Consider the following 24,424-nt stretch of genomic DNA (forward strand, 5'->3'; position numbering starts at 1 on the left):
CTCGCCCGCACACTTGCACAACAGGCGCCGCAGCCCCTGCCGCTGCGCGACTGGCATACGCTAGACTAGCCGGCACCTTCGCGCGGAAAGACGCATGACCAGCTTCATCACCCAGTGCCCCAACTGCAGCACCCGCTTTCGCGTCGCCCGCAGCCAGTTGCGCGCGGCCCGCGGCGCAGTGCGTTGCGGCGCCTGCATGGAAGTCTTCAACGCCGCCCATCATCTGCTGCGCGATGAGCTGGACCCGACGCAACCACTGACAACTCCCGTCGACAAGTCGATCCAGACGCAGGCTACCGAGCATCCCAGGGCTACCATGCCGACGCCAACCGCCAAGGCCGATGAAACGCTGTGGATTCACGATGACCTGGACCTCGACAGCCTCGACCTGGACGAAGAGCTGGCCAAACTGGAGCGCCAGGAGCGCGAATTGTCTCGCGACCTGCTCAGCCTCGAAGCCAACGGCGACGCGGCAACCAGGCCTCGCGATCCGCTACCGGAGATATCCTCCACGCAGGACGAAAGCTGGGCCGAGATCCTGCTGAACGCCGAACAAGGCGTCACGCAGTCGCCGGCGAGCCCGAGCGATGAGGTGGTCAGCTTCACCCCGGTCACCTCGGAGTCTCCGCAACCGCTGAGCCCATTGGCAGCCAGTCCCACGCCGTTCGCGATCGCCGAAGCCCAGCAGGCGCACGACGAAAGGGTCGAACCTGAACTGGCAACGCCATCGGCTACCGAACAGCTCGCCCCTGTCGTCGATCCTGCAGCGCCACGCCGCGAGCCCGACCTGCGCGACGAGCCGCTGTTCGAGCTCGACGATGAGCCACTGCAGCTGGACTGGCAGGAAGCGAAGAAACCCTGGGGGCGCTGGCTCGGCTGGAGCGTACTGAACCTGTTGGCACTGCTTGCGTTGGGTACCCAGTACGTTGCCTACAACTACGACGAGCTGTCGAGGCAGCACCAGTATCGCAGCTGGTTCGAGCGTATCTGCCCGACCGTTGGCTGCGAACTGCCGGCCCTGGTCGACATTGGCCAGATCAAGAGCAGCAACCTGGTCGTGCGCAGCCATCCCGAGTTCACCGGCGCGCTGGTCGTCGACGCGATCCTCTACAACCGCGCGGCCTTTGCACAGCCGTTTCCGCTTTTGGAAATCCGCTTCGCCGACCTCAACGGCAAACTGATCGCCAGCCGCAGCTTCAAGCCCAGCGAATATCTTTCTGGAGAACTGGCAGGACAGGCCCAGATGCCACCGCAGGTTCCCATCCATATCGCCCTGGATATCCTCGACCCGGGCGCAAAGGCAGTTAATTACAGCCTGAGCTTCCATTCGCCCAAATAGCGACGAGCTTGCAGTTCAGACTGCCGCCGCCGGCGCTCATCGCGCGGGCGGTGGGCGCGTCCAAACTCCCGGCGATAAGGCGACCACTGTTCAGAATTTGTTCAAAACAGCCTTTAACCCGTCATGCGTAGCGGGTATTATGCCCACCCTTTTTTGCAGTCCCGATCTACCTAACAAGCAGGCCCCAAGCAGGGAATCTTCATGTCAGCGGTACGCATCGGCCCTTACACCTTGACCAATCGATTGATCCTCGCGCCCATGGCCGGCGTGACCGATCAGCCGTTCCGCCAGTTGTGCCGCCGCTTCGGCGCGGCTCTGGTGGTCTCGGAAATGCTCACCAGCGATGTGCGTCTGTGGAACAGTCGCAAATCTCGCCTGCGCATTCCCCATGCGGACGAGCCCGAGCCCCGCTCAGTGCAGATTGCCGGGGGCGACCCGCAGATGCTGGCCGAGGCGGCGCAGCGCAATGTGGAGCTGGGGGCGCAGATCATCGACATCAACATGGGCTGCCCGGCGAAGAAGGTCTGCAACAAGGCCGCCGGCTCGGCGTTGATGCGTGACGAGAAGCTGGTCGCGGATATCCTCGAAGCCGTGGTCGGCGCCGTGACCGTTCCGGTGACGTTGAAGATTCGCACCGGCTGGGATCGGCAGAACAAGAACGGCCTGACCGTCGCGCGTATCGCCGAGCAATCGGGCATCGCAGCACTTGCCGCTCACGGCCGCACCCGCGCCGACCTGTACACCGGCGAAGCCGAGTACGACACCATCGCCGCCATCAAGCAGGCGGTGTCGATTCCGGTGTTCGCCAATGGCGATATCGATTCGCCGCACAAGGCGGCCCAGGTACTACAGGCAACCGGAGCGGACGGTCTGTTGATCGGACGTGCGGCGCAGGGTCGCCCGTGGATCTTTCGCGAAGTGGAGCATTATCTGCGCACCGGTGAGCTGCTCGCGGCGCCGACGCTGGACGAAGTTGAAAGCACCCTGCTGGAGCATGTGCAGGCGCTGCATGAATTCTATGGCGAGGTGATGGGAGTCCGTATCGCCCGCAAGCACGCGGGTTGGTATCTCGCAACACTGCCGGGCGCGCGGGACTTCCGCGCCCGTTTCAATCATCTGGAAGACAGGGATGCACAGGCCTTCAGCATTCAGCAGTTCTTTGCCGAACAACGCTCAGGGCCTGGCTCGGTGGATGGAACAGAGGTGGCCGCATGACGCTGTTGAATGAAACATTGGTAAGTGGAACAACATCCGTGAGTGACAACGTGAACCTCAAGCAGCACCTGAACACGCCGAGCGAAGCGGGGCAGACGCTGCGAGGCAGCGTCGAGAAAGCGCTGCACAACTATTTCGCCCGCCTCGAAGGTGCAGACGTCACGGACGTTTACAACCTCGTACTCTCCGAAGTGGAAGCGCCGTTGCTGGAAACCGTGATGCACTACGTCAAGGGTAACCAGACCAAGGCTTCCGAGCTGCTGGGTCTGAACCGCGGCACCCTGCGCAAGAAACTCAAACAGTACGACCTGCTCTGACGCGGCAGCTGGCAGGCGCGGCTGTCCGCACCTGCCAGCTTCGCGGACTCAAGCCTGTAGCCTCTAGGAAACGTCAATGACCGACCAAACCACCCGCCTTCCCGTGCGCCGCGCGCTGATCAGCGTGTCCGACAAGACCGGCGTCGTCGACTTCGCCCGCGAACTCGAAGCCCTCGGCGTCGAGATCCTCTCCACCGGCGGCACCTTCAAGCTGCTGCGTGACAACGGCATTGCTGCTGTCGAAGTGGCCGACTACACCGGCTTCCCGGAGATGATGGACGGCCGGGTGAAAACTCTGCACCCGAAGATTCACGGCGGCATCCTCGGCCGCCGCGACCTGGACGGCGCGGTGATGGCCGAGCACGGCATTGCCCCGATTGATCTGGTGGCGGTCAACCTCTATCCGTTCGCAGCCACGGTGGCCAAGCCCGGATGCACCCTGCCGGACGCCATCGAGAACATCGACATCGGCGGCCCGACCATGGTCCGCAGCGCGGCCAAGAACCACAAGGACGTCGCCATCGTGGTCAATGCCGAGGACTACGCGGCAGTGGTCGACAACTTGAAGAACGGCGGGCTGACCTACGCCCAGCGCTTCGACCTGGCGCTCAAGGCGTTCGAGCACACCGCCGGCTACGACGGCATGATCGCCAACTACCTGGGCGGCATCGACCAGAGCACCGAGCAGCTCAGCACCGAAAATCGCAGCCTGTTTCCGCGCACCTACAACATGCAGTTCATCAAGGCGCAGGACATGCGCTACGGCGAGAATCCGCATCAGCAAGCCGCCTTCTATGTCGAGAAGCCCGACGAGGCTTGCGTCGCCACCGCCACGCAACTGCAGGGCAAGGAGCTGTCGTTCAACAACGTGGCCGACACCGACGCTGCGTTGGAGTGTGTGAAGAGCTTTACCAAGCCGGCCTGCGTAATCGTCAAGCATGCCAACCCGTGCGGCGTGGCTGTGGTACCGGAAGATGAAGGCGGCATCCGCAAGGCCTATGACCTGGCCTACGCCACCGACAGCGAGTCGGCCTTTGGCGGCATCATCGCCTTCAACCGCGAGCTGGACGGCGAAACCGCCCAGGCCATCGTCGAGCGTCAGTTCCTCGAGGTGATCATCGCACCCAGGGTCTCTCAAGCCGCGCGCGACGTCGTCGCCAGCAAAGCCAACGTGCGCCTGCTCGAGTGCGGCGAATGGCCGGCCGAGCGCAGCCCGGGCTGGGACTACAAGCGCGTCAACGGCGGCCTGCTGATCCAGAGCCGCGACATCGGCATGATCACCGAAGCAGACTTGAAGATCGTCACCCAGCGCGCGCCGACCGAGCAGGAAATCCACGACCTGATCTTCGCCTGGAAGGTGGCCAAGTTCGTCAAGTCCAACGCCATCGTCTATGCCAAGAACCGCCAGACCGTCGGCGTCGGCGCCGGCCAGATGAGCCGCGTCAACTCCGCGCGCATCGCCGCGATCAAGGCCGAGCACGCCGGCCTGCCGGTTCCCGGCGCGGTGATGGCCTCGGACGCGTTCTTCCCGTTCCGCGACGGCATCGACAACGCGGCCAAGGCCGGTATCACCGCGGTGATCCAGCCGGGCGGCTCGATGCGTGACAACGAAGTGATCGCCGCGGCTGATGAAGCCGGCATTGCCATGGTGTTCACCGGCATGCGCCACTTCCGCCACTAAAATCGGCCGCACTCGGACAGGCATCTGCGGCGTTGCCCGACTCTTCCCCCATGCTCATTGCCAGAAGGCAACTCCACTGGGTGAAGAATCGGGCGCCTTGCATCTACCAGCCCGATCGCGACCTCGGTATTCGTAGGGTGGATAACGCTTCGCTTATCCACCAAGCGGGCTACCGGCCCGCCTCCATTGGGAGAGAGAAATGAACGTACTGATCATCGGCAGCGGCGGCCGCGAGCACGCCCTGGCCTGGAAAGTGGCGCAGGACAAACGCGTCGAAAAGGTCTTCGTCGCCCCGGGCAACGCCGGCACCGCCACTGAAGCCAAGTGCGAGAACGTCGCCATCGACGTACTGGCCATCGAGCAACTGGCGGATTTTGCCGCTGCCAACGTACAACTGACCATCGTCGGTCCGGAAGCACCGCTGGTGAAGGGCGTAGTCGATCTGTTCCGTTCGCGCGGCCTGGACATCTTCGGACCGACCGCCGCCGCCGCGCAGCTGGAAGGCTCCAAGGCCTTCACCAAGGACTTCCTGGCGCGCCAGAACATCCCCACCGCCGACTACCAGAACTTCACCGAAGTCGAGCCGGCGCTGGCCTACCTGCGCGAGAAGGGCGCGCCGATCGTCATCAAGGCCGACGGCCTGGCCGCCGGCAAGGGTGTGATCGTCGCCATGACCCTGGTCGAAGCCGAGGAAGCGGTACGCGACATGCTGTCCGGCAACGCCTTCGGCGACGCCGGCGCGCGCGTAGTCATTGAAGAATTCCTGGATGGCGAAGAGGCCAGCTTCATCGTCATGGTCGACGGCGAGAACGTGCTGCCGATGGCCACCAGCCAGGACCACAAGCGAGTCGGCGACGGCGACAGCGGCCCCAATACCGGCGGCATGGGCGCCTATTCGCCGGCTCCGGTGGTCACCGCCGATGTGCATAAGCGCGTGATGGACGAGGTGATCTACCCGACCGTGCGCGGCATGGCTGCCGAAGGCAATGTCTACACCGGCTTCCTCTACGCCGGCCTGATGATCGACAAGGCTGGCCAGCCGAAGGTCATCGAGTTCAACTGCCGCTTCGGCGACCCGGAAACCCAGCCGATCATGGTGCGCCTCGAATCCTCGCTGGTGCTGCTGGTCGAAGCCGCGCTAGCCAAGGCGCTGGACAAGGTCGAGGCGACCTGGGATCCGCGCCCGACCGTCGGCGTGGTGCTGGCCGCTGGCGGCTACCCGGGCGATTACGCCAAGGGCGATGTGATCGAAGGGTTGGACGATGCCGCTGCGCTGGATGGCAAGGTGTTTCATGCCGGTACCGCGCTGAATGACCAGGGCCAGGTCGTCACCGCCGGTGGCCGCGTACTTTGCGCAACTGCCATCGGCCGCACCGTCTCCGAGGCGCAGCAGCAGGCATACCGTCTGGCGGAAAAAATCCACTGGAATGGCTGTTTCTATCGCAAAGATATCGGCTATCGCGCCATCTCCCGGGAGCTGGGCGACAGCTGAGCGTAGCCAGGCGCCAGGAATGCGTGCGGCGCCAAGTTTTATAGCTGCCGCACGCATTACAGGCCGACAAAGGCATGGCTATAATCGGCCGTCACACACATGAACGGACTTCTCAAGTGGGTCGGCTCCGGATTGCCATCGCTGTTTTCTTCGGCCTGCTGCTGATCAACCTGATCCCGCTTCCGGCCCTGGCGTCCATTACCCAGTCGACGCCCTCCCCAGCACTATCTGCTCCACCCAATTCCGTGCCACAGAACTGGCGCATGCTGATCGACCAGTCGGGAGGGCTTACGCTCGACGAGGTGGTTTCCCAGCGCGCACTGTTCCAGCGTCTCGAAAAACTCTCCTACAGCGCTCCGGCCAGCGACCGAGCCGTCTGGCTGCAGGTCAGCCTGCCGTCACTGACCCGACCGAAGTGGCTGTGGCTGTTTGCACCGCGAGTGCAGTATCTGGACTTCTACCTGCTGCGTGACGGCAAGCTCGAGCAGCATACGGCGACCGGGGAACTGCGCCCCTTCAGCGCCCGGCCATTGCCCAACCGGGCGTACCTGTTCAGCCTTCCCAATGACGGGCAGCCACGCGAGGCCTATATCCGCCTGCAGTCCAGCCATCCGGTGATGACCTGGTTCAAGACCATCGATGAAGCCGGCCTGGTCAGCCTGAGCAAGCCTGCCTACCTGTTCGGCGCGCTCTTCGGCGCACTAGCCCTGTTGATGATCTACAACCTGCTGCGCTTTGCCTACACGCTCAGCTACACGCATATCTGGCTGAGCCTGCTGCACGGCGCCCTGCTGGCCTGCGCCATGGCCAATCTCGGGGTCATGGCGGCGTGGCTGCCCTGGCTGACCTACAGTCAGCCGCTGATCGCCGACCTATCGGCGATGGCCGCCAGCGCCGCGCTGCTCGGCTACACGCTGGGTTTCTTCCATCACCGCGGGCGAACCTGGATCACCTGGCTGCTGGGCATCGAACTCAACCTGGTACTGGCGCTGGCAGCCAGCATCCTGCTCGGTCAGTGGCCGTGGTACAGCTGGCTGATCTATTCGCTGGTGCTGGCCGCATCGTGCAGCACTCTGTTCGTCGCGATCTATCACTGGCGCCAGGGCTATCAGCCGGCGCGCCTGGTGGTGGCCGGAACGACCCTGTTCAACGTCGGCATGATCTTCTTCATGCCCATGTTGCTGGGCTTCGACCAGCTCGACCCGGGCTGGTTGACTGGCGGCTTGTTCAGCCTGGCGACCCTCGCAGGGTTGCTGCTCAGCTTCGCCCTGCTCGAACGTCAACGTCAGCGCCACACCGACAGCCGCACCCAATACACAGCAGCGGCAGTCAGCAGCGCGGAGCTCAAGACCAAGGCCGATTTCCTGTCCAAGATCAGCCATGAACTGAGAACGCCAATGAACGGCGTGTTGGGCATGAGCGAATTGCTGCTGGGCACATCGCTGTCGGCCAAGCAACGCGACTACGTCCAGACGATTCATAGCTCCGGCAACGAACTGCTCAATCTGATCAACGAGATTCTCGACATTTCCAAGCTGGAATCCGGCCAGATCGAGCTGGATGACGTGCAGTTCGATTTCAACGCACTGATCGAGGACTGTCTGAGCATCTTCCGCGCCAAGGCAGAACAACAGAAGGTCGAGCTGATCAGCTTTATCCAGCCGCAGCTGCCGCAGGTGGTGACCGGCGATCCGACCCGCCTGCGCCAGACCCTGCTCAACCTGCTGGAGAATGCCTTCAAGCAGACCGACGAAGGCGAGGTGTTGCTGATCGCCGCGGTCGACGGACCGCCCGAGAGCCCGCGCCTGCGCATCACCGTGCAGGATAGTGGGCGGCCACTCGAGGCGTACGAGCGCGATGCGCTGCTCAATGCCGCGGTCGACAGTCATGACTTTCTTGCAGCGACACGCCATGGCGGGCGCCTGGGGCTGATCATCGCGCGCCAGCTGGTGCAACTGATGGATGGTGATTTCGGTATCCAGACTGGCACCAGCCAGGGCAACACCTTGTGGATCAGCCTGCCGCTGGCCAGTGAAGGGCTGGCGCAGAGCAATGCAGACCTGGACGGGCCGCTGCAAGGCACTCGCCTGCTGATCGTCGATGACAACGACACCTGCCGCAAGGTACTGGTCCAGCAATGCAGCGGCTGGGGCCTGGAGGTCAGCGCCGTTGCGTCGGGCAAAGAGGCGTTGGCCCTGCTGCGGACCAAGGCGCACCTCAAGGAATACTTCGATGTGGTCCTGCTCGATCAGGACATGCCCGGCATGACCGGCATGCAGCTGGCGAGCAAGATCAAGGAAGATTACAGCCTCAACCATGACGTCCTGCTGATCATGCTCACCGGCATGAGCAGCGCACCGAGCAAGATCATTGCGCGCAATGCGGGTATCAAGCGCATCCTCGCCAAACCGGTCGCCGGTTACACGCTGAAGACCACCTTGGCCGACGAACTCGCGCAGCGGCAGCCGGGCATCCAGCAGCGCCAGGCAACGGTGCCGCAGAACCTACTCGCGCTCGAAGTCCCGAGTGACTTCCGCATCTTGGTCGCCGAGGACAACAGTATTTCCACCAAGGTCATCCGCGGCATGTTGAACAAACTCAACCTGCAACCGGACACCGCCTGCAACGGCGAAGAGGCGCTGGAGGCGATCAAGGCGCAGCCGTATGACCTGGTCCTGATGGATTGCGAGATGCCCGTGCTCGACGGCTTTCAGGCCACCCACCAGCTGCGTGAATGGGAAGTCAGGAATGCGCGCCGGCGTACTCCCGTCGTTGCCCTGACTGCGCATATCCTCAGCGAGCACCGCGACCGCGCGCGAGAAGCAGGCATGGACGGTCATATGGCCAAGCCGGTGGAACTCTCGAACCTGCGCGAACTTGTCGACCACTGGGTTCGCGTCAAGCAGGCAGAGAGCGTCGACTGACCGCGCCCTACCGTCCCCGCAGGCTTCCAATCCCTGACAACAGTCGACATCCCAGTTTCCAGGCAAGCACCGCACTGGTACCGCTTCTACACCCCCTACACCACATGCACAGCATCGCCTCAGGCTACCGATGCCCAGACGACCGCCCTGGCATCGGCGCTCTCCTGCGAGATACCAATCCAAGAGGAACCCTCCTCCTACCGGTCCGAGCGAGAAGACCACTTGGGTGAAAAACTGAACAAAACCGGTCGCCAGCTGCCGATTGTTTGACGATTCGAGAACAGGTGGAGGTTTGGCATGGCGGTCGATCAGGGATGAGTGTGCTTCAGCGCAAGACGTGGCCAATCCTCTTCCCTCAAGGAGCCACGTGATTATGAAGCGGAGCGATGTCGCCTGGACCCTCATCGGAGTCCTGGCCGTGCTGCTGTCCGGCTACCTGCTGTACCACGAAGTGCGCAACATCTCGCTCGGCGAGCTTACCGACAGCCTGCAGGCGATCGGCGCGCGGCGTTGGCTGCTGGCCGCGCTATCGACCCTGGGCGCCTATGTCGCGCTGGCCTGGTACGACCGCATCGCGATGGCTCATCTGGGCAAGAAGATGTCCTGGTGGTTCATCGCACTCTGTTCCTTCACCACCTACGCGCTGGCGCACAACATCGGCGCATCGGTGTTTTCCGGCGCCCTGGTGCGCTATCGCGCCTACCGCAGCCGGGGCCTGACGCCCCAGGAAATCGGCATCCTGATCGTCTTCTGCTCGCTGACCTTCGCGCTGGGCACCCTGCTTGCCGGGGGTGCCGTGCTGATTCTGAAACCGCAGCTCCTTCATCGGGCTGTCGATAGCGACAGCTGGGTATCCATCGCCGTCGGTTCGACCCTGCTCATGCTGGTCGCGCTCTACGCGTTCGGCGCATGGCGTCAGTTGCCACCCTGGCGGCTGGGCAAATGGCACATCGAGTACCCGCGACTGCCGATCGTCGGCCGTCAGCTGCTGGCGGGCCCGCTTGAGCTGCTCTGCGCCGCGGCGATCATCTACTTCGCGCTGCCGCCGGAACACAGCCCGGGCTATCTGACCGTCCTTGGCGTATTCCTCGCCTCCTTCACCCTGGCATTGCTGTCCCACGCACCCGGCGGGCTCGGTGTGCTGGAGCTGACCTTCGTAGCCGCCCTTCCGGAAATTCCCACGGTGGACGTGCTGGCAGCACTCATCGTGTTCCGCGGTTTCTATCTGCTACTGCCCTTCGCTCTGGCCATGATCGTCGTACTGATATTCGAGTACGGCCAATGGCGCGCGAAACGCAGCACGGCGTCCGAACATTGATGATGGGGAAACGATACCAATCGCCATCCCGACGAAGATGGTATGGCGATTGATCGCAACACAGGCGATCATGCAGCCCTCTCCAGACCAACCCGATGTCATGACCGATACCGACCAGACCCACGCCGAACACAAACCGCGCCCGCTAATTGACCTGGCCGTCAGCATCCTGATTCCTTCGCTGATCCTGATGAAGCTCAGTGGTGAAGACCGCCTCGGCGCAGACGGTGCACTGCTGCTTGCCCTGGCCTTTCCGCTGGGCTGGGGGCTGTGGGAGCTGGCCAAATACCGCAAGTTCAACTGGATAGCCCTGCTCGGCCTGATCAGTGTGCTGCTGACTGGCGGCATCGGGCTGCTTCAGCTCGATACCCAGTGGCTCGCCATCAAGGAAGCAGCGGTTCCCGGCATCATCGGCATCGCTGTGCTGGCCTCGACGCGCACCCGCTACCCGCTGATTCGCACCCTGCTGTACAACCCTAAAGTGCTCAACGTGGACAAGATCCACGAACAGCTCGAGCAAAACGGCCAGGTCGAACACTTCGAAACGCGGCTGCTGCGGGCGACCTACCTGCTCAGCGGCACCTTCTTCTTCTCGTCGTTCATGAATTACGTGCTGGCCAAATGGATCGTCAACAGCCCCGCCGGCAGCGAAGCCTTCAACGCCGAACTGGGCCGCATGACCCTGCTCAGCTACCCGATGATCGCCATTCCCAGCATGTTGATGATGATGGCGATCTTCTTCTACCTCTGGCGCACCATCCACGGGCTGACCGGCCTGCGACTCGAGGACATCATGGCAACCTCGGCGCAGGAACCGCGCAGCAACAAATAGCCGCGCATGAAAAAGGCGGGCGGGCTTGCGCCGGCCGGCCTGTCGCCCCCGCTCGTCAGAACAGCAGCTTGAATATCCCGATCACCACGATCAGGCCGATGATGAAGATGATGCCTGCGGTCCCACCGATGAATTTCAACATGCCGTGCTCTCCGGTTTTTTCAGGTCTGTGATTTTTGTGACAGTCCTGTCCCGGAGCCGTTCGTCAAAACTGCAGCGGAGTCCTAGTCGCTGACTAGCCAGCAGCGAGTAGCATCCATAGCGGCAGGCTGATGACTGCAGTCACGGTCGAGAGAAACACGGTCGAGCTGACTGCTCGCGTGTCCTCGGAATGCTTGACGAACGCCAGCACGTTAACGCCGCTCGGGCAGGCTGCAAGCAGCACCAGCACGTTGCGTGCATCCTGATTCAGCCCTGGCAGCAACCCGCTCAGCCACCAGACCAGTGCCGGAAACGCCGCCAGTTTGACCAGCGTCAGCAGCAGCGCCGTCCCGTTTGGCCGCAGGCGATAGCGCGACAGGCTGATGCCCAGCACCATCAGCGCACAGGGCAATGCCGCCTGCGCCAGCCATACAGCAACACGCCAGAGCGGCTCGGGCAGCTCGAGCCCGGAAAGATTCAACAGGGCACCGAGCACCAGACCGATGATCAGCGGATTCGCCAGATTCCTCAGCAGCGCCGGAGCGCTGACCTTGTCGCCGTCACCCAGTGCCGCGTAGAAGCTCTGCAGCGAGAACAGGACGAGACTGTGAAACACCAGGATGGCGAACACATAGACCAGGCTTTCAGCGCCAAGCAGCGTGGTCACCAGCGGGATGCCGACCAGTACGTTGTTCGAGTAGGCGGCCGTAAGGCCAAGCGGAGTGGCGCGCCCGGCGCGGCGGTGAGCGACCAGATTGACCAGCAGGAACACCAGCAGCACCGGTACGAAATAGGCCAGCAGGAGCATTGGCGACATGCCATTACTCAGCTCGGCGCGGGCGATCCCGGTAAACAGCACTGCCGGCATGAACAGCTTGAAGGTGACACTGGCCAGCCCGGCCGCTCCTTCGTTGTTGAGCCATTGCCGCCAGCCGAACAGATACCCGAGCGTGATCAGACCGAAGATCGGCAGGATTGCCAACACCACTACCATGCTGCGCCCCTTCTAGAGCCGAACGTCAGGCCACGCCTTGGCGTGGGGGCGCAAGAATACACCGGAGGCCAGGAAAATCGCACGGCGCCGGGTAACTGCCGTGCACTTTCTGTCAGGCGCGGGAGGACCGCTCACGGCTGATCGCCGGGTGCTCCTGCTGGCGCAGGATCGCCAGCACATCGGACAGGTCTTCCTGCCAGTGACGGGGCGCGAGGCCAAAGGTCGACTCGAAGCGGCTGCAGTCGAGCACCGACCAGGCCGGCCGCCGGGCGGGAGTCGGGTACTGCGCCGTGGCAATCGGCGACACCGTCGGCTGCCGCGAGATCAACCCGGCGCCTTCGCCCTGACGGAATATTTCCACGGCGAAGTCGTACCACGAACAAGCCGGTACGCCGCTGTAGTGGTACACCCCCCAGGCGAGATCCGCGCCGGCTGCGTAGCGGCGTGCCAGTTCGAGCAACACCGAAGCGATGCTGCCAGCCTGGGTCGGGCAGCCTATCTGGTCGCTCACCACGCCAAGCGCATCGCGCTGCCGGGCGAGCCGCAGCATGGTCTTGACGAAGTTGTGCCCGTGCACGCCATACACCCAGCTGGTGCGAAGGATCAGATGCGATTGCAGACGTTCACGGATCGCTTCCTCGCCCGCCAGCTTGCTCGCACCGTAGACGCCGGTCGGACCGGTTGCGTCGCTCTCGGTATAGGGGCGATCGGCCTCACCGGAGAACACATAGTCGGTGGAAATATGGAACAACGGAACGCCAGCGTGCTCGGCCGCCTCGGCGAGGTGGCGTGCGCCGTCGCGGTTCACCGCATAGGCCTGCTCACGATGAGATTCGGCATTGTCCACATGGGTATAGGCGGCCGCATTGATGATCAGCCCGGGACGTTGACGCATCACTGCCGCAACCTGCTCGGGTTGCGCGATGTCCAGCTGGGCCCGTGCAGGCGCCAGCACCTCCAGCCCGAAACTTGCTGCCCGTTCCACCAGTTCTCGACCCACTTGGCCGCCGGCACCGCAAACGAGGATTCGCATTCTTTGTAGCCTCATCGACGACGCCCGCGCCAGGCGCGAGCGTCCGAAATTAGTTTCATCCACGGTGCTACACGCGCATCAGAGATGTCGCGCTGGCGCCGCAGGAGCCATCGAAAACGGGCTGGAACGCGTCATAACGCCGCGTGGAACAGCGGAGCAGAGCCTTCCCGTATGTGATGGATGTGGTTTCCAGCCTCGTTGAGGCCAGACGAAAGGCGCTTTGTTCCCGAGCCGGGCAGAAAAATTTCCAACCGTCACGACCGTCCACCCATCAGAGCAATACCGGCAATCGGCCAGCAATACGCAACTCCTCGACGGAAAGATCGACGCCGTAAGCCAGCACTTCCACGCCGGCCGCCTGCGCTTCCCGCAGCGCAGCGGCATAGGCCGGATCGATCTCCTCGGCCGGCCGCACAGCTTCGATGCCGCTCAAATTGACGCAGTACAGCTGCACCGCACGCACACCGGCACGGGCCAGCGTCGCCAGCTCACGCAGGTGCCTGGCGCCGCGTGTCGTTACGGCGTCGGGAAAGGCCGCCACTGGCGTTTCGGCAAAGCCGAGGGTGACACTCTTCACCTCGACGAAGGCGACAGTTCCGGCGTAGTCGAGACGAAAATCCACTCGGCTGTTCTCCACGCCATAAGCCACCTCGCGCTTGAGCGTCGTGAAACCGGCCAATTCGGCGATATGCCCATTCAGCAGCGCCTCCTCGACCAGCGGATTGGCCCGCGCCGTGTTCACGCACGCCAACCGCCCCTGCGGGGTTTCGACCAGCTCCCAGGTCCCCGGCAATTTGCGCCGTGGATCGCTGCTGCGCTGGAACCACACTCGCGCACCCTCGCCCATGCAATTGAGCATCGAGCCGGTGTTGGGGCAGTGGATGCACAGCGCCTCACCTTCATCGGTGATGATATCGGCAAGAAAACGCTTGTAGCGCCTGACCAGTCGCCCCTGCTCCAGCGGTTGCGCGAAACGCATCAGGATTGCCAACTGCGCAAGCCGCGGGCAATGCGCTCGACAGCCTGCTCCAGGCGCGGCAGGTCCTGGGTGTAGGCGAAACGCACATGATGTCCGGCCTGGAAACGACCGAAATCCAGGCCTGGGGTGATCGCGACGAACTCCGTTTCCAGCATGTGCTGGCAGAAGGCATAGGCATCGCCGCCAAAGGCGCTGATGTCGGCGTACAGATAGAACGCGCCCTGCGGCTCGACCGCGATACCGAAGCCGAGCTCCCGCAAGGCTGGCAAGAGGAAATCACGGCGGCGGGCGAACTCGCCGCGGCGTGCCTCGAGAATCTCTAGCGTCGCCGGCTGGAAACACGCCAGGGCCGCGTGCTGAGCCATGCTCGGCGCGCTGATGTAGAGATTCTGCGCGAGCTTTTCCAGCTCCGGAACCGCAGCCGGCGGCGCCACCAGCCAGCCCAGGCGCCAGCCGGTCATGCCGAAATATTTGGAGAAGCTGTTGAGCACGAAGGCGTCGTCGTCGACTTCCAGCACGCTTGCCGCGTCCACGCCATAGGTCAGCCCGTGGTAGATCTCATCGACCACCAAATGGCCACCACGCGCTTTCAGCGCTGCCGAAAGCCCAGCCAGCTCCTCGCGATCCAGCAGCGTCCCGGTGGGATTGGCCGGCGAGGCGACCAGCGCACCGACGCTGTCGCGATCCCAGTAGCGCTCGACCAGCTCCGGAGTCAGCTGATAACGAACCTCCGGGCCGACCGGCACCAGTTGCGCGGCACCTTCGACCAGGCGCAGAAAATGCCGGTTGCAGGGGTAACCCGGATCGGCGAGCAGCCAATGCTTGCCGGGGTCCACCAGCAGGCTGGCAGCCAGCAGCAACGCGCCGGAGCCGCCGGGTGTAATCAGGATGCGTTCGGGGTCAATGGATAATCCGTAGCGCTGCGCATAGAAACCGGCAATGGCTTGACGCAGCTGCGGCAGGCCGCGCGCCGGGGTATAGCGCGTGTGCCCGGCGGCCAGCGCGGCCTGCCCTGCCGCCACGATGGGCGCCGCGGTGGTGAAGTCCGGCTCGCCGATTTCCAAATGAATGACGTCGTGGCCTTGAACTTGCAGCTGGTTGGCCCGCTCCAAAAGCGCCATGACGTGGAAAGGTTCGATTGCGCGGCTGCGCGCACTGTATGACGAGGTCATCTGACCTTCCTGTTGAGAACGAAACGTGAATTCTACCCAAGGTCCCGATACCGCTGCAGTTACTGTTGGATTCGGGAGTAGCGCGCCCCGATCCGATCTGGTAAGTTCGCCCGCTTGCAGCCGCAGGGCCGGCACGGGCCGGCAAGGGACAAATCATCCTGCGCAATGGACATAGCGAGAGGCGTTCATCCATGCCCATTACCAAAGAAACACCGTCGAGCAAGCAACTGATTCGCGCCTTCGAGCCCTATAAGGAAAGCAAGGGCGAGGAATACATGAGCGACAAGATGCGCGCCCATTTCACCGGCATCCTGAACAAGTGGAAACAGGAGCTGATGGAAGAGGTCGATCGCACCGTGCACCACATGCAGGACGAGGCTGCCAACTTCCCTGATCCGGCCGACCGTGCCAGCCAGGAAGAAGAGTTCAGCCTGGAACTGCGCGCCCGCGACCGCGAGCGCAAGCTGATCAAGAAGATCGACGAGACGCTGCAGCTGATCGAAGACAACGAGTACGGCTGGTGCGATTCCTGCGGCGTCGAGATCGGCATCCGCCGACTGGAAGCCCGCCCTACCGCTACGCTCTGCATCGACTGCAAGACGCTGGCGGAGATCAAGGAAAAGCAGATCGGTTCCTGATCCCGAACGGGGCGCTTCGGCGCCCCGCTTCATTTCCAGCCCCTGCAGCGTTTCATCCGCCCCGCCATCCCAGATAGCGCCGGCCCCAACATGCCCTTTCCTGCCCCGTTCCAAACCCATCACTACGTCGGCCGTTTTGCCCCGACACCCAGCGGCTATCTGCATTTCGGCTCACTGGTGGCCGCCCTCGCTTCCTATCTTGACGCCCGCGCGATCGGCGGCCGCTGGCTGCTGCGCATGGAAGACATCGACCCGCCACGGGAGATGCCCGGCGCCCAGCGAGCCATCGTCGAGACGCTGTCGAGCTACGGATTCGAATGGGACGGCGAGATGTTGCGCCAGAGCGAGCGTCAGGTCGCCTACGGCGCCGCCATCGAGCGCCTGCTGGATGAAGGCTTGGCGTATGCCTGCACCTGCTCGCGCAAGCAGCTCGAAGGCTATCCGGGCCCATACCCGGGTTTCTGCCGCAACGCCGGCCACGGCCTCGACGACGCAGCCATTCGCCTGCGGGTGCCTGATCGCGAATACGGTTTCATAGACCGCGTGCAGGGCGAATTCCGCCAGCGCCTGGGTCGCGAGGTCGGCGACTTCGTGATCCGCCGTCGCGACGGCTTGATCGCCTATCAGCTGGCGGTGGTGCTGGATGACGCGTGGCAGGGAGTAACCGACGTCGTACGCGGTGCCGATCTGCTCGACTCCACGCCGCGTCAGCTGTACCTGCAGGAAGTGCTCGGTCTACCCCAGCCGCGCTATCTGCACCTGCCGCTGATCATCCAGCCGGATGGACACAAGCTGGGCAAGAGTTACCGCTCGCCACCCTTGCAGCCTCACGAGGCCAGTCCGCTGCTGCTGCGTGCTTTGCGCGCGCTAGGCCAGCAACCGCCCACAGAGCTGAACGACGCACTGCCAGCCGACATCCTCGCCTGGGCGGTGCTGCACTGGGACGCTCAGCGCATCCCTCGCACACGGACACTGGCCGAATCGCAGCTGCGCTAGGCGGATTGCCACGCTGCGCCAGCTTTTGCCTGCCGCAGGTGGCTTGCCGCCCGCCGCTGCTCTACCATCGCCCCACTTCCGACACGAGACCCGGCATGTATATCTACCGACTGGTGCTGCTCCTGGTGGTGGGGATCTATCTGTTCTCCCCCGCCATCATGGACTGGTGGATCGACCCCAACGGGGCCTGGTATCGGCCCTACGTGCTGTGGCTGATCCTCATCGTGGTGACCTTCATCCTCCAGAGCCAGCGTGATGCAGACGAGCTTTAGCCTGAGCCACCTGATCCTGATCAGCGTTGCCTACCTGATCATGCTGTTCGGCGTCGCCTGGGTCAGCGAGCGCGGATTGATTCCACGCTGGGTGATCCGCCACCCGCTGACCTACACATTGTCGCTGGGCGTCTACGCCAGCGCCTGGGCCTTCTACGGCACGGTTGGCCTGGCCTACCAGTACGGTTACGGCTTTCTCGCCACCTATCTGGGGGTTTGCGGTGCTTTCCTGCTGGCGCCGGTGCTGCTCTATCCGATCCTGCGGATCACCCGCACCTACCAGCTCTCGTCATTGGCCGATCTGGTCGCCTTCCGCTTTCGCAGCACCTGGAGCGGGGCGCTGACCACACTGGTCATGCTGATCGGCATGCTGCCGTTGCTCGCCCTGCAGATCCAGGCGGTGGCCGACGCCATCGGCATTCTCACTCTGGAGCCGCTGCAGGAGCGCGTGGCGCTGGGCTATTGCCTGATGATCATGCTGTTCACCATCCTCTTCGGCGCCCGCCACATCGCCACGCGGGAGAAGCACGAAGGCCTGGTGTTCGCCATCGCCTTCGAATCCATCGTCAAGCTGGTGACCTTCGGTGCCATCGGCCTCTACGCCATGTATGTGGTATTCGGCGGCCCGCATCAGCTGGAGATCTGGCTGCTGCAGAACCAGTCGGCGCTGCAGGCACTGCACACGCCCTTGCAGGAAGGGCCCTGGCGCACACTGCTGCTGGTGTTCTTTGCGTCGGCCATCGTGATGCCGCACATGTATCACATGACCTTCACCGAGAACCTTGATCCTCGCGGCCTGGTGAGCGCCAGCTGGGGCCTGCCGCTCTATCTGCTGCTGATGAGCCTGGCCGTGCCGCTGATCCTCTGGGCCGGACTCAAGCTGGGGGTCAGCACCAACCCCGAGTACTTCACCTTGGGCCTGGGCATCGCCGCACAGAGCGAAACCCTGGCGCTGCTGGCCTTCGTCGGCGGTCTCTCGGCATCCAGCGGGCTGATCATCGTCAGCACCCTGGCACTGTCGGGCATGGCGCTCAACCACTTGGTGCTGCCGCTGTATCAGCCATCCAGCGAAGGCAACATCTACCGCTGGCTGAAGTGGACGCGCCGCAGCCTGATCTTCGCCATCATCATGGCCGGCTACGGCTTCTACCTGCTGCTCGGTGCCGAGCAGGACCTGTCCAACCTCGGCATCGTCGCCTTCGTCGCCACCCTGCAGTTCCTGCCGGGCGTGCTGTCCGTACTCTACTGGCCGACCGCCAATCGCCGCGGCTACATTGCGGGCCTGCTGGCCGGCATCGGCGTCTGGGTAGTGACCATGCTGCTGCCGCTGGTGGGCAACCTGGATGGCTTCTACATTCCGCTGTTCAACGTCGTCTATGTACTGGACGACACCAGCTGGCATCTGGCGGCAATCGCGTCACTGGCGGTCAACGTCCTGGCGTTCTCGCTGTTCTCGATCTTCAGTGAAACCAGCCCCGAGGAGCAGAGCGCTGCCGAGGCCTGCGCCGTGGAGAACGTCCGCCGCCCGCAACGGCGCGAACTGATCGCCGCGTCTCCGCAGGAATTCGCCACCCAGCTGGCCAAGCCATTGGGCGCCAAGACCGCGCAACGGGAAGTGGAACAGGCCCTGCGCGATCTGCAGCTACCGTTCGACGAGCATCGCCCCTACGCGCTGCGCCGCCTGCGCGATCGTATCGAAGCCAATCTCTCCGGCCTGATGGGCCCCAGCGTAGCCCAGGACATCGTCGAGAATTTCCTGGCCTACAAGAACGGTGCAGATGGTTACATCACCGAGGACATCCACTTCATCGAAAGCCGGCTGGAGGAGTATCACTCGCGCCTGACCGGCCTGGCCGCGGAACTGGACGCCCTGCGCCGCTATCACCGCCAGACATTGCAAGAGCTGCCCATGGGGGTCTGCTCGCTGGCCAAGGATCAGGAAATCCTCATGTGGAACCGTGCGCTCGAGGAACTCACCGAGATCCCCGCGCTGCAAGTCGTCGGCTCGCGTCTGACGACCATCGCCGAACCCTGGCGCAGCCTGCTGAGCGACTTCATCGAGCAGGCCGATGAACACCTGCACAAGCAGCGCCTGGCGCACAACGGCCATCGCCGCTGCCTCAACCTGCACAAGGCAGCCATTGCCGAGCCACTGGCACCGGGCAACAGCGGCCTCGTGCTGCTGGTCGAGGACCTGACCGAAACACAGCAGCTCGAAGACCGCCTGGTTCACTCCGAACGCCTGGCGAGCATTGGCCGCCTGGCCGCCGGCGTGGCGCACGAGATCGGCAACCCGATCACCGGCATTGCCTGTCTGACGCAGAACCTGCGGGACGAGCGCGAAGGCGATGGAGAGATCGTCGAGATCAGCGGCCAGATCATCGAGCAAACAAAACGTGTCTCGCGCATCGTGCAATCGCTGATGAGCTTCGCCCACGCCGGCGAGCGCCAGCAGCAGCTGTATCCGGTGAGCCTGGCGCAGGTGACGCAGGACGCCATCGGCCTGCTCTCGCTCAACCGCAACCGCACCGAAGTGCAGTTCATCAACATCTGCGATCCGACGCATTTCGCCGAGGGCGATCCGCAGCGGCTCGCCCAGGTGCTGATCAACCTGCTATCCAACGCCCGCGACGCGTCGCCGCAAGGCGGCTTGATCCGCATCAGCAGCGAAGTTGCCGAACAGACGGTGTACCTGACGGTGGAAGACGAAGGCAGCGGCATTCCGAAGGACATCCAGGACCGGCTGTTCGAGCCATTCTTCACCACCAAGGACCCTGGCGAAGGCACCGGCCTGGGCCTCGCGCTGGTCTATTCGATCATTGAAGAGCATTATGGCCAGATCGATATCGACAGCCCGGCCGACCCGGAAACACAGCGCGGCACCCGTTTTCGCATCACCCTGCCGCGGCATGTCGAAGCGTCCCATGCCGTAAGTTGAAGAGGCGACTGCCGTACCGGCCCTTTACCGGTTATGCCTCCAGACCGTCGAGAGAGTACTGATGTCACACATTCTGATCGTCGAAGACGAAACCATCATCCGCTCCGCCCTGCGACGCCTCCTCGAGCGTAACCAGTACGAGGTCAGCGAAGCCGGCTCGGTGCAGGAAGCACAGGAGCGCTACAGCATCCCGGGTTTCGACCTCATCGTCAGCGACCTGAGACTTCCCGGCGCCCCCGGCACCGAGCTGATCAAGCTCGCCGAAGGTACCCCGGTGTTGATTATGACCAGCTACGCCAGCCTGCGCTCGGCCGTGGACTCGATGAAGATGGGCGCGGTCGACTACATTGCCAAACCGTTCGACCATGACGAGATGCTGCAGACCGTGGCACGCATCCTCACCGACCATCAGCACAACCCCGCGGTACAGGCGCAGCCCTCCCGTGGCGCAAGCGCCGCCTCAGCGACAACCGACCGAGAAGACATCGGCATCATCGGCCACTGCGCGCCCATGCAGGACCTGTTCGGCAAGATCCGCAAGGTCGCCCCGACCGACTCCAACGTGCTGATCCAGGGCGAATCGGGCACCGGCAAGGAACTGGTCGCCCGCGCGCTGCATAACCTCTCGCGCCGCGCCAAGGCCCCGATGATTTCCGTCAACTGCGCGGCCATCCCGGAAACGCTGATCGAATCCGAACTGTTCGGACACGAGAAAGGCGCCTTCACCGGCGCCAGCGCTGGCCGCGCCGGGCTGGTCGAAGCCGCTGACGGTGGCACGCTGTTCCTCGACGAGATCGGCGAACTGCCGCTTGAGGCACAGGCACGTCTGCTCCGGGTCCTGCAGGAAGGCGAGATCCGCCGGGTTGGTTCGGTGCAGTCACAGAAGGTCGACGTACGCCTGATCGCTGCCACGCACCGCGATCTGAAAACCCTGGCCAAGACCGGCCAGTTCCGTGAAGACCTCTATTACCGCCTGCACGTCATCGCGCTCAAGCTGCCGCCACTGCGCGAGCGGGGTGGTGACGTGCTGGAGATCGCCAAAGCGTTCCTGGCACGCCAGGGCGAGCGCATGAGCAGCGACGACCTGCATTTTTCCCGCGATGCCGAGCAGGCTATCCGTCACTACTCGTGGCCGGGCAATGTTCGCGAGCTGGAAAACGCGATCGAGCGCGCAGCCATTCTCAGCGAAAGCCCGGAGATCGATGCCGAGCTGCTGGGCATTGATATCGAGCTGGACGAACTGGACGACGATTTCGACGAGCCCCTTGGCACCATTCGCGGCATTGCCACGGGCAACGAGCCGACCGAGGATCTGTCGCTGGAGGACTACTTCCAGCACTTCGTACTCGAGCATCAGGATCACATGACCGAGACCGAGCTGGCTCGCAAGCTGGGCATCAGCCGCAAATGTCTGTGGGAACGCCGCCAGCGCCTGGGCATTCCGCGGCGCAAGTCGAGTAGCGCGGCCGGGTAATCTGTTACCGCCCGCCATGACTCGTAACAAAAACCGGGAGCAACGGTAACGCTGCCCCGGTTTTTTATTGCCCGTCTCAGTCCAGGTAATTACCAAGCCGTTGATAAATAAGGAGTTTCAAAATCTGGCACGGCAACTGCTTACTTACAGGCACAACAACAATAACAAGCAGATCCCACAATAAGAACAAGACGTAACGGCTCCAGCAAAATAACGACAAGAAGGCGGAGGCGCAGCTAACTGATTCTTTTGGAGAGGACTTGCCACGGGGTTCGCCCCACGACCAGGCCGAGAACAACAAAAAACTGCATCAGCAGGGCCCGCACTGGTTGGATCGAAGATCAAGGCAAAGTCAGCGACCAAAGAAATCCGTTTGCTATTAGCTCCCAGTGTGGAGTGCTCCTGACGGCTGCGGCCCGATGGAACAGGCGAACAACAAAAACAGCAACGCCTGAGCGACTAATAACAATAAAGCACGCAACAGTATTCAAAGGGGAGCTTCGGCTCCCCTTTGTGCTATCCGGGGGCTTACCCATTTTCCTTCACAGCAGTCTTACTGCTCGACAATCGCGCGGTCTCCGCCCTGCGCCAAGCACTGCCTGCGTGACGCGGCGCACGATGCTTTTTGACACCTCCCTGCGCATCGTTCAACATCCAGCACTCTCGGTGCTAGAATCCGCGCAGGTTTCGCGGCCATTCGCGACACCGGCCCGTCTTCCGCCACACAGTTGCCCCCCATGCTGAAAAAGCTGTTCCAGTCTTTTCGTCTTCCTCTGCGCCGCATCCCGCATCCCCGCCGCACACCTGAAATTCTGTCCAGCCGGCAGCATTCCCTGCATCGCAACGAGATCAGTCGTTACGCGGTGAGCGTGGTCGAACGACTGCAGCAGGCGGGTTACGAGGCATATGTGGTCGGCGGCTGCGTGCGCGACCTGCTGCTGCAGCTGAATCCCAAGGATTACGACGTCGCGACCAGCGCGACCCCCGAACAGGTCCGCGCCGAATTCCGCAACGCCCGCGTGATCGGACGCCGTTTCAAGCTGGTGCATGTTCATTTCGGTCGCGAGATCATCGAGGTCGCCACCTTCCGCGCCAACCATCCGGAAGAGGATGACGACGATGCCAGCCATCTCGCTTCGCGCAACGAGAGCGGCCGCATACTGCGTGACAACATCTATGGCACCCTCGAAGACGACGCCCAGCGCCGCGACTTCACCATCAATGCGCTGTATTACGATCCGACTACCGAGCGCATCCTCGACCACACCCGTGGCGTACACGACATCCGCAATCGCCTGATCCGTCTGATCGGCGACCCCGAGCAGCGCTACCAGGAAGACCCGGTGCGCATGCTGCGTGCCGTGCGTTTCGCCGCCAAGCTCGACTTCGAGATCGAACGGCACAGCGCCGAACCCATCGTCGACCTCGCCGACCTGCTCGACGGCATTCCCTCGGCACGCCTGTTCGACGAAGTGCTCAAGCTATTCCTCGGCGGCAAGGCCGAGCGCACCTTCGAGCTGCTGCTCGAGTACGATCTCTTCGCCCCGCTGTTCCCGGCGAGCGCCGCAGCACTCGAGCGCAACCCCGAGTATGCCGGAACGCTGATCCGCAACGCCCTGGCCAACACCGACCTGCGCATTCAGCAGGGAAAACCAGTGACGCCGGCATTCCTCTTTGCCGCGTTGCTCTGGCCCGCCCTGCCCGCCCGCGTACTGGAACTGCAGGACCGTGGCATGCCGCCGATCCCGGCGATGCAGGAAGCGGCGCACGACATCATCTGGGAGCAGTGCCAGCGCACCGCGATTCCGAAACGCTTCACCATCCCCATGCGCGAGATCTGGGACATGCAGGAGCGCCTGCCGCGCCGCCAGGGGCGCCGCGCCGATCAGTTGCTGGAAAATCCGCGCTTCCGCGCTGGCTACGATTTCCTTCTGCTACGCGAAAGCGCCGGAGAGAAAACCAACGGCCTCGGCGACTGGTGGACCGAATATCAGGAAGCCAGCGACAGCGAACGTCGCAACATGATTCGCGGCCTCAGCAACAAGGAAGAAGCCGGCGGAGCGAAGAAGCGTCGTCGTGGGGGGCGCCGCCGCCGTGGTCCGGGCGACAACGCCGCCAACCCGGCCGAGTAAAATGGAACGCGTCTACATCGGCCTGGGCAGCAACCTGGCCGATCCGCAACAGCAACTGCGCGGCGCCCTGCAAGCGCTGGCTGACTTGCCACAGAGCAGTCTCGCAGCAGTATCGTCACTCTATGCCAGCGACCCACTCGGACCAGCCGACCAACCACGTTACGTCAACGCCGTGGCCGCACTGGACACCAGTCTCGCGCCGCTCGATCTGCTCGACGCCCTGCAACGCATCGAGCAGGCCCAGGGCCGTGAGCGCAAGGCGGAGCGCTGGGGTCCGCGTACGCTGGATCTGGACATCCTGCTGTTCGGCGATCGCCTGATCGCCGAACCCCGTCTGCAGGTTCCGCATTATCACCTGCAAGCCCGCGCGTTCGTGCTCTACCCGCTCGCTGAAGTCGCTCCGGCGGAGTTGCTGCTGGCCGATGGTCGCCGACTCGTCGACCTGCTCACCGCCTGCCCATTCAGCGGTCTCGAGAGGCTTGGCGATGACGGTGTCACCGCCGCGGTAACGAACGTAACGCGCGGGTAACACTCGCG

General features: G+C 63.3%; 20 protein-coding genes. 15 read left to right on the forward strand and 5 right to left on the reverse strand.

The genetic code is table 11. The features are described from left to right. Positions 1-94: 94 nt before the first annotated feature. The 8 genes from RT582_RS13280 (at position 95) to RT582_RS13315 (ending at position 11,118) form a co-directional block, all read left to right on the forward strand. Positions 95-1,339, forward strand: a complete 1,245-nt coding sequence (locus RT582_RS13280; protein WP_313477795.1) for a DUF3426 domain-containing protein — start codon at positions 95-97, stop codon at positions 1,337-1,339. A gap of 201 nt (positions 1,340-1,540) precedes the next feature. After that, positions 1,541-2,554, forward strand: a complete 1,014-nt coding sequence (gene dusB / locus RT582_RS13285; protein WP_313477799.1) for a tRNA dihydrouridine synthase DusB — start codon at positions 1,541-1,543, stop codon at positions 2,552-2,554. Then, positions 2,551-2,871 (forward strand): DNA-binding transcriptional regulator Fis, encoded by a 321-nt coding sequence (gene fis, locus RT582_RS13290; protein ID WP_003279911.1) that lies wholly within the window; start codon positions 2,551-2,553, stop codon positions 2,869-2,871. Before dusB ends, fis begins: the two co-directional genes overlap by 4 nt. Before the next feature lie 76 nt (positions 2,872-2,947). Beyond that, positions 2,948-4,552 (forward strand): bifunctional phosphoribosylaminoimidazolecarboxamide formyltransferase/IMP cyclohydrolase, encoded by a 1,605-nt coding sequence (gene purH / locus RT582_RS13295; RefSeq protein WP_313477802.1) that lies wholly within the window; start codon positions 2,948-2,950, stop codon positions 4,550-4,552. Positions 4,553-4,751: 199 nt separating this feature from the next. Continuing rightward, on the forward strand, positions 4,752-6,044 hold the full coding sequence (purD, locus tag RT582_RS13300) for a phosphoribosylamine--glycine ligase (protein WP_313477805.1): 1,293 nt from the start codon (positions 4,752-4,754) through the stop codon (positions 6,042-6,044). Between the two features lie 116 nt (positions 6,045-6,160). Beyond that, entirely contained in the window at positions 6,161-8,968 is a 2,808-nt protein-coding gene (locus RT582_RS13305; RefSeq protein ID WP_313477808.1) for a response regulator, read from the forward strand. A 370-nt stretch (positions 8,969-9,338) separates the two neighbouring features. Then, a complete protein-coding gene (locus RT582_RS13310) occupies positions 9,339-10,286 on the forward strand; it encodes a lysylphosphatidylglycerol synthase transmembrane domain-containing protein (RefSeq protein WP_041016163.1) in 948 nt (315 codons plus the stop codon). A gap of 100 nt (positions 10,287-10,386) precedes the next feature. After that, entirely contained in the window at positions 10,387-11,118 is a 732-nt protein-coding gene (locus RT582_RS13315) for a VC0807 family protein (RefSeq protein ID WP_281429800.1), read from the forward strand. A gap of 55 nt (positions 11,119-11,173) precedes the next feature. Here the strand turns inward: RT582_RS13315 and RT582_RS22480 are convergent, their stop codons facing one another. The 5 genes from RT582_RS22480 to RT582_RS13335 all read right to left on the reverse strand — a co-directional run bounded on the left by RT582_RS22480 (position 11,174) and on the right by RT582_RS13335 (position 15,437). Further along, positions 11,174-11,260, reverse strand: a complete 87-nt coding sequence (locus RT582_RS22480; RefSeq protein WP_443977743.1) for a hypothetical protein — start codon at positions 11,258-11,260, stop codon at positions 11,174-11,176. A 93-nt stretch (positions 11,261-11,353) separates the two neighbouring features. Further along, a complete protein-coding gene (locus RT582_RS13320) occupies positions 11,354-12,253 on the reverse strand; it encodes an AEC family transporter (protein ID WP_090523134.1) in 900 nt (299 codons plus the stop codon). Positions 12,254-12,365: 112 nt separating this feature from the next. Then, a complete protein-coding gene (rfbD, locus tag RT582_RS13325) occupies positions 12,366-13,286 on the reverse strand; it encodes a dTDP-4-dehydrorhamnose reductase (protein WP_313477811.1) in 921 nt (306 codons plus the stop codon). A 271-nt stretch (positions 13,287-13,557) separates the two neighbouring features. Then, positions 13,558-14,265 (reverse strand): DNA/RNA nuclease SfsA, encoded by a 708-nt coding sequence (gene sfsA / locus RT582_RS13330; protein WP_313477814.1) that lies wholly within the window; start codon positions 14,263-14,265, stop codon positions 13,558-13,560. Next, positions 14,265-15,437, reverse strand: coding sequence for a pyridoxal phosphate-dependent aminotransferase (locus RT582_RS13335; protein ID WP_313477817.1), 1,173 nt, complete (start codon positions 15,435-15,437; stop codon positions 14,265-14,267). The genes sfsA and RT582_RS13335 overlap by 1 nt, the downstream gene beginning before the upstream one ends. A 191-nt stretch (positions 15,438-15,628) precedes the next feature. Here RT582_RS13335 and dksA point away from each other — a divergent pair, with 191 nt between their 5' ends. The 7 genes from dksA (at position 15,629) to folK (ending at position 24,416) form a co-directional block, all read left to right on the forward strand. Then, entirely contained in the window at positions 15,629-16,075 is a 447-nt protein-coding gene (dksA, locus tag RT582_RS13340) for an RNA polymerase-binding protein DksA (RefSeq protein ID WP_003284903.1), read from the forward strand. Between the two features lie 90 nt (positions 16,076-16,165). Then, entirely contained in the window at positions 16,166-17,071 is a 906-nt protein-coding gene (gluQRS, locus tag RT582_RS13345; RefSeq protein ID WP_044315869.1) for a tRNA glutamyl-Q(34) synthetase GluQRS, read from the forward strand. Between the two features lie 95 nt (positions 17,072-17,166). Continuing rightward, positions 17,167-17,343 carry a hypothetical protein gene (locus tag RT582_RS13350; protein ID WP_003284901.1) on the forward strand — a complete coding sequence of 59 codons (177 nt, stop codon included), beginning with the start codon at positions 17,167-17,169 and terminating at the stop codon, positions 17,341-17,343. After that, entirely contained in the window at positions 17,327-20,281 is a 2,955-nt protein-coding gene (locus tag RT582_RS13355) for a sensor histidine kinase (protein WP_313477821.1), read from the forward strand. Before RT582_RS13350 ends, RT582_RS13355 begins: the two co-directional genes overlap by 17 nt. Before the next feature lie 61 nt (positions 20,282-20,342). After that, a complete protein-coding gene (locus RT582_RS13360; protein ID WP_313477825.1) occupies positions 20,343-21,755 on the forward strand; it encodes a sigma-54-dependent transcriptional regulator in 1,413 nt (470 codons plus the stop codon). Between the two features lie 737 nt (positions 21,756-22,492). After that, a complete protein-coding gene (locus RT582_RS13365) occupies positions 22,493-23,887 on the forward strand; it encodes a polynucleotide adenylyltransferase PcnB (RefSeq protein WP_014819252.1) in 1,395 nt (464 codons plus the stop codon). Position 23,888: 1 nt separating this feature from the next. Further along, entirely contained in the window at positions 23,889-24,416 is a 528-nt protein-coding gene (folK, locus tag RT582_RS13370; RefSeq protein ID WP_014819251.1) for a 2-amino-4-hydroxy-6-hydroxymethyldihydropteridine diphosphokinase, read from the forward strand. The last annotated feature ends 8 nt before the right edge of the window (positions 24,417-24,424 follow it).

It is taken from the genome of Stutzerimonas kunmingensis (assembly GCF_032106285.1).
Lineage (GTDB): Bacteria > Pseudomonadota > Gammaproteobacteria > Pseudomonadales > Pseudomonadaceae > Stutzerimonas > Stutzerimonas kunmingensis_B.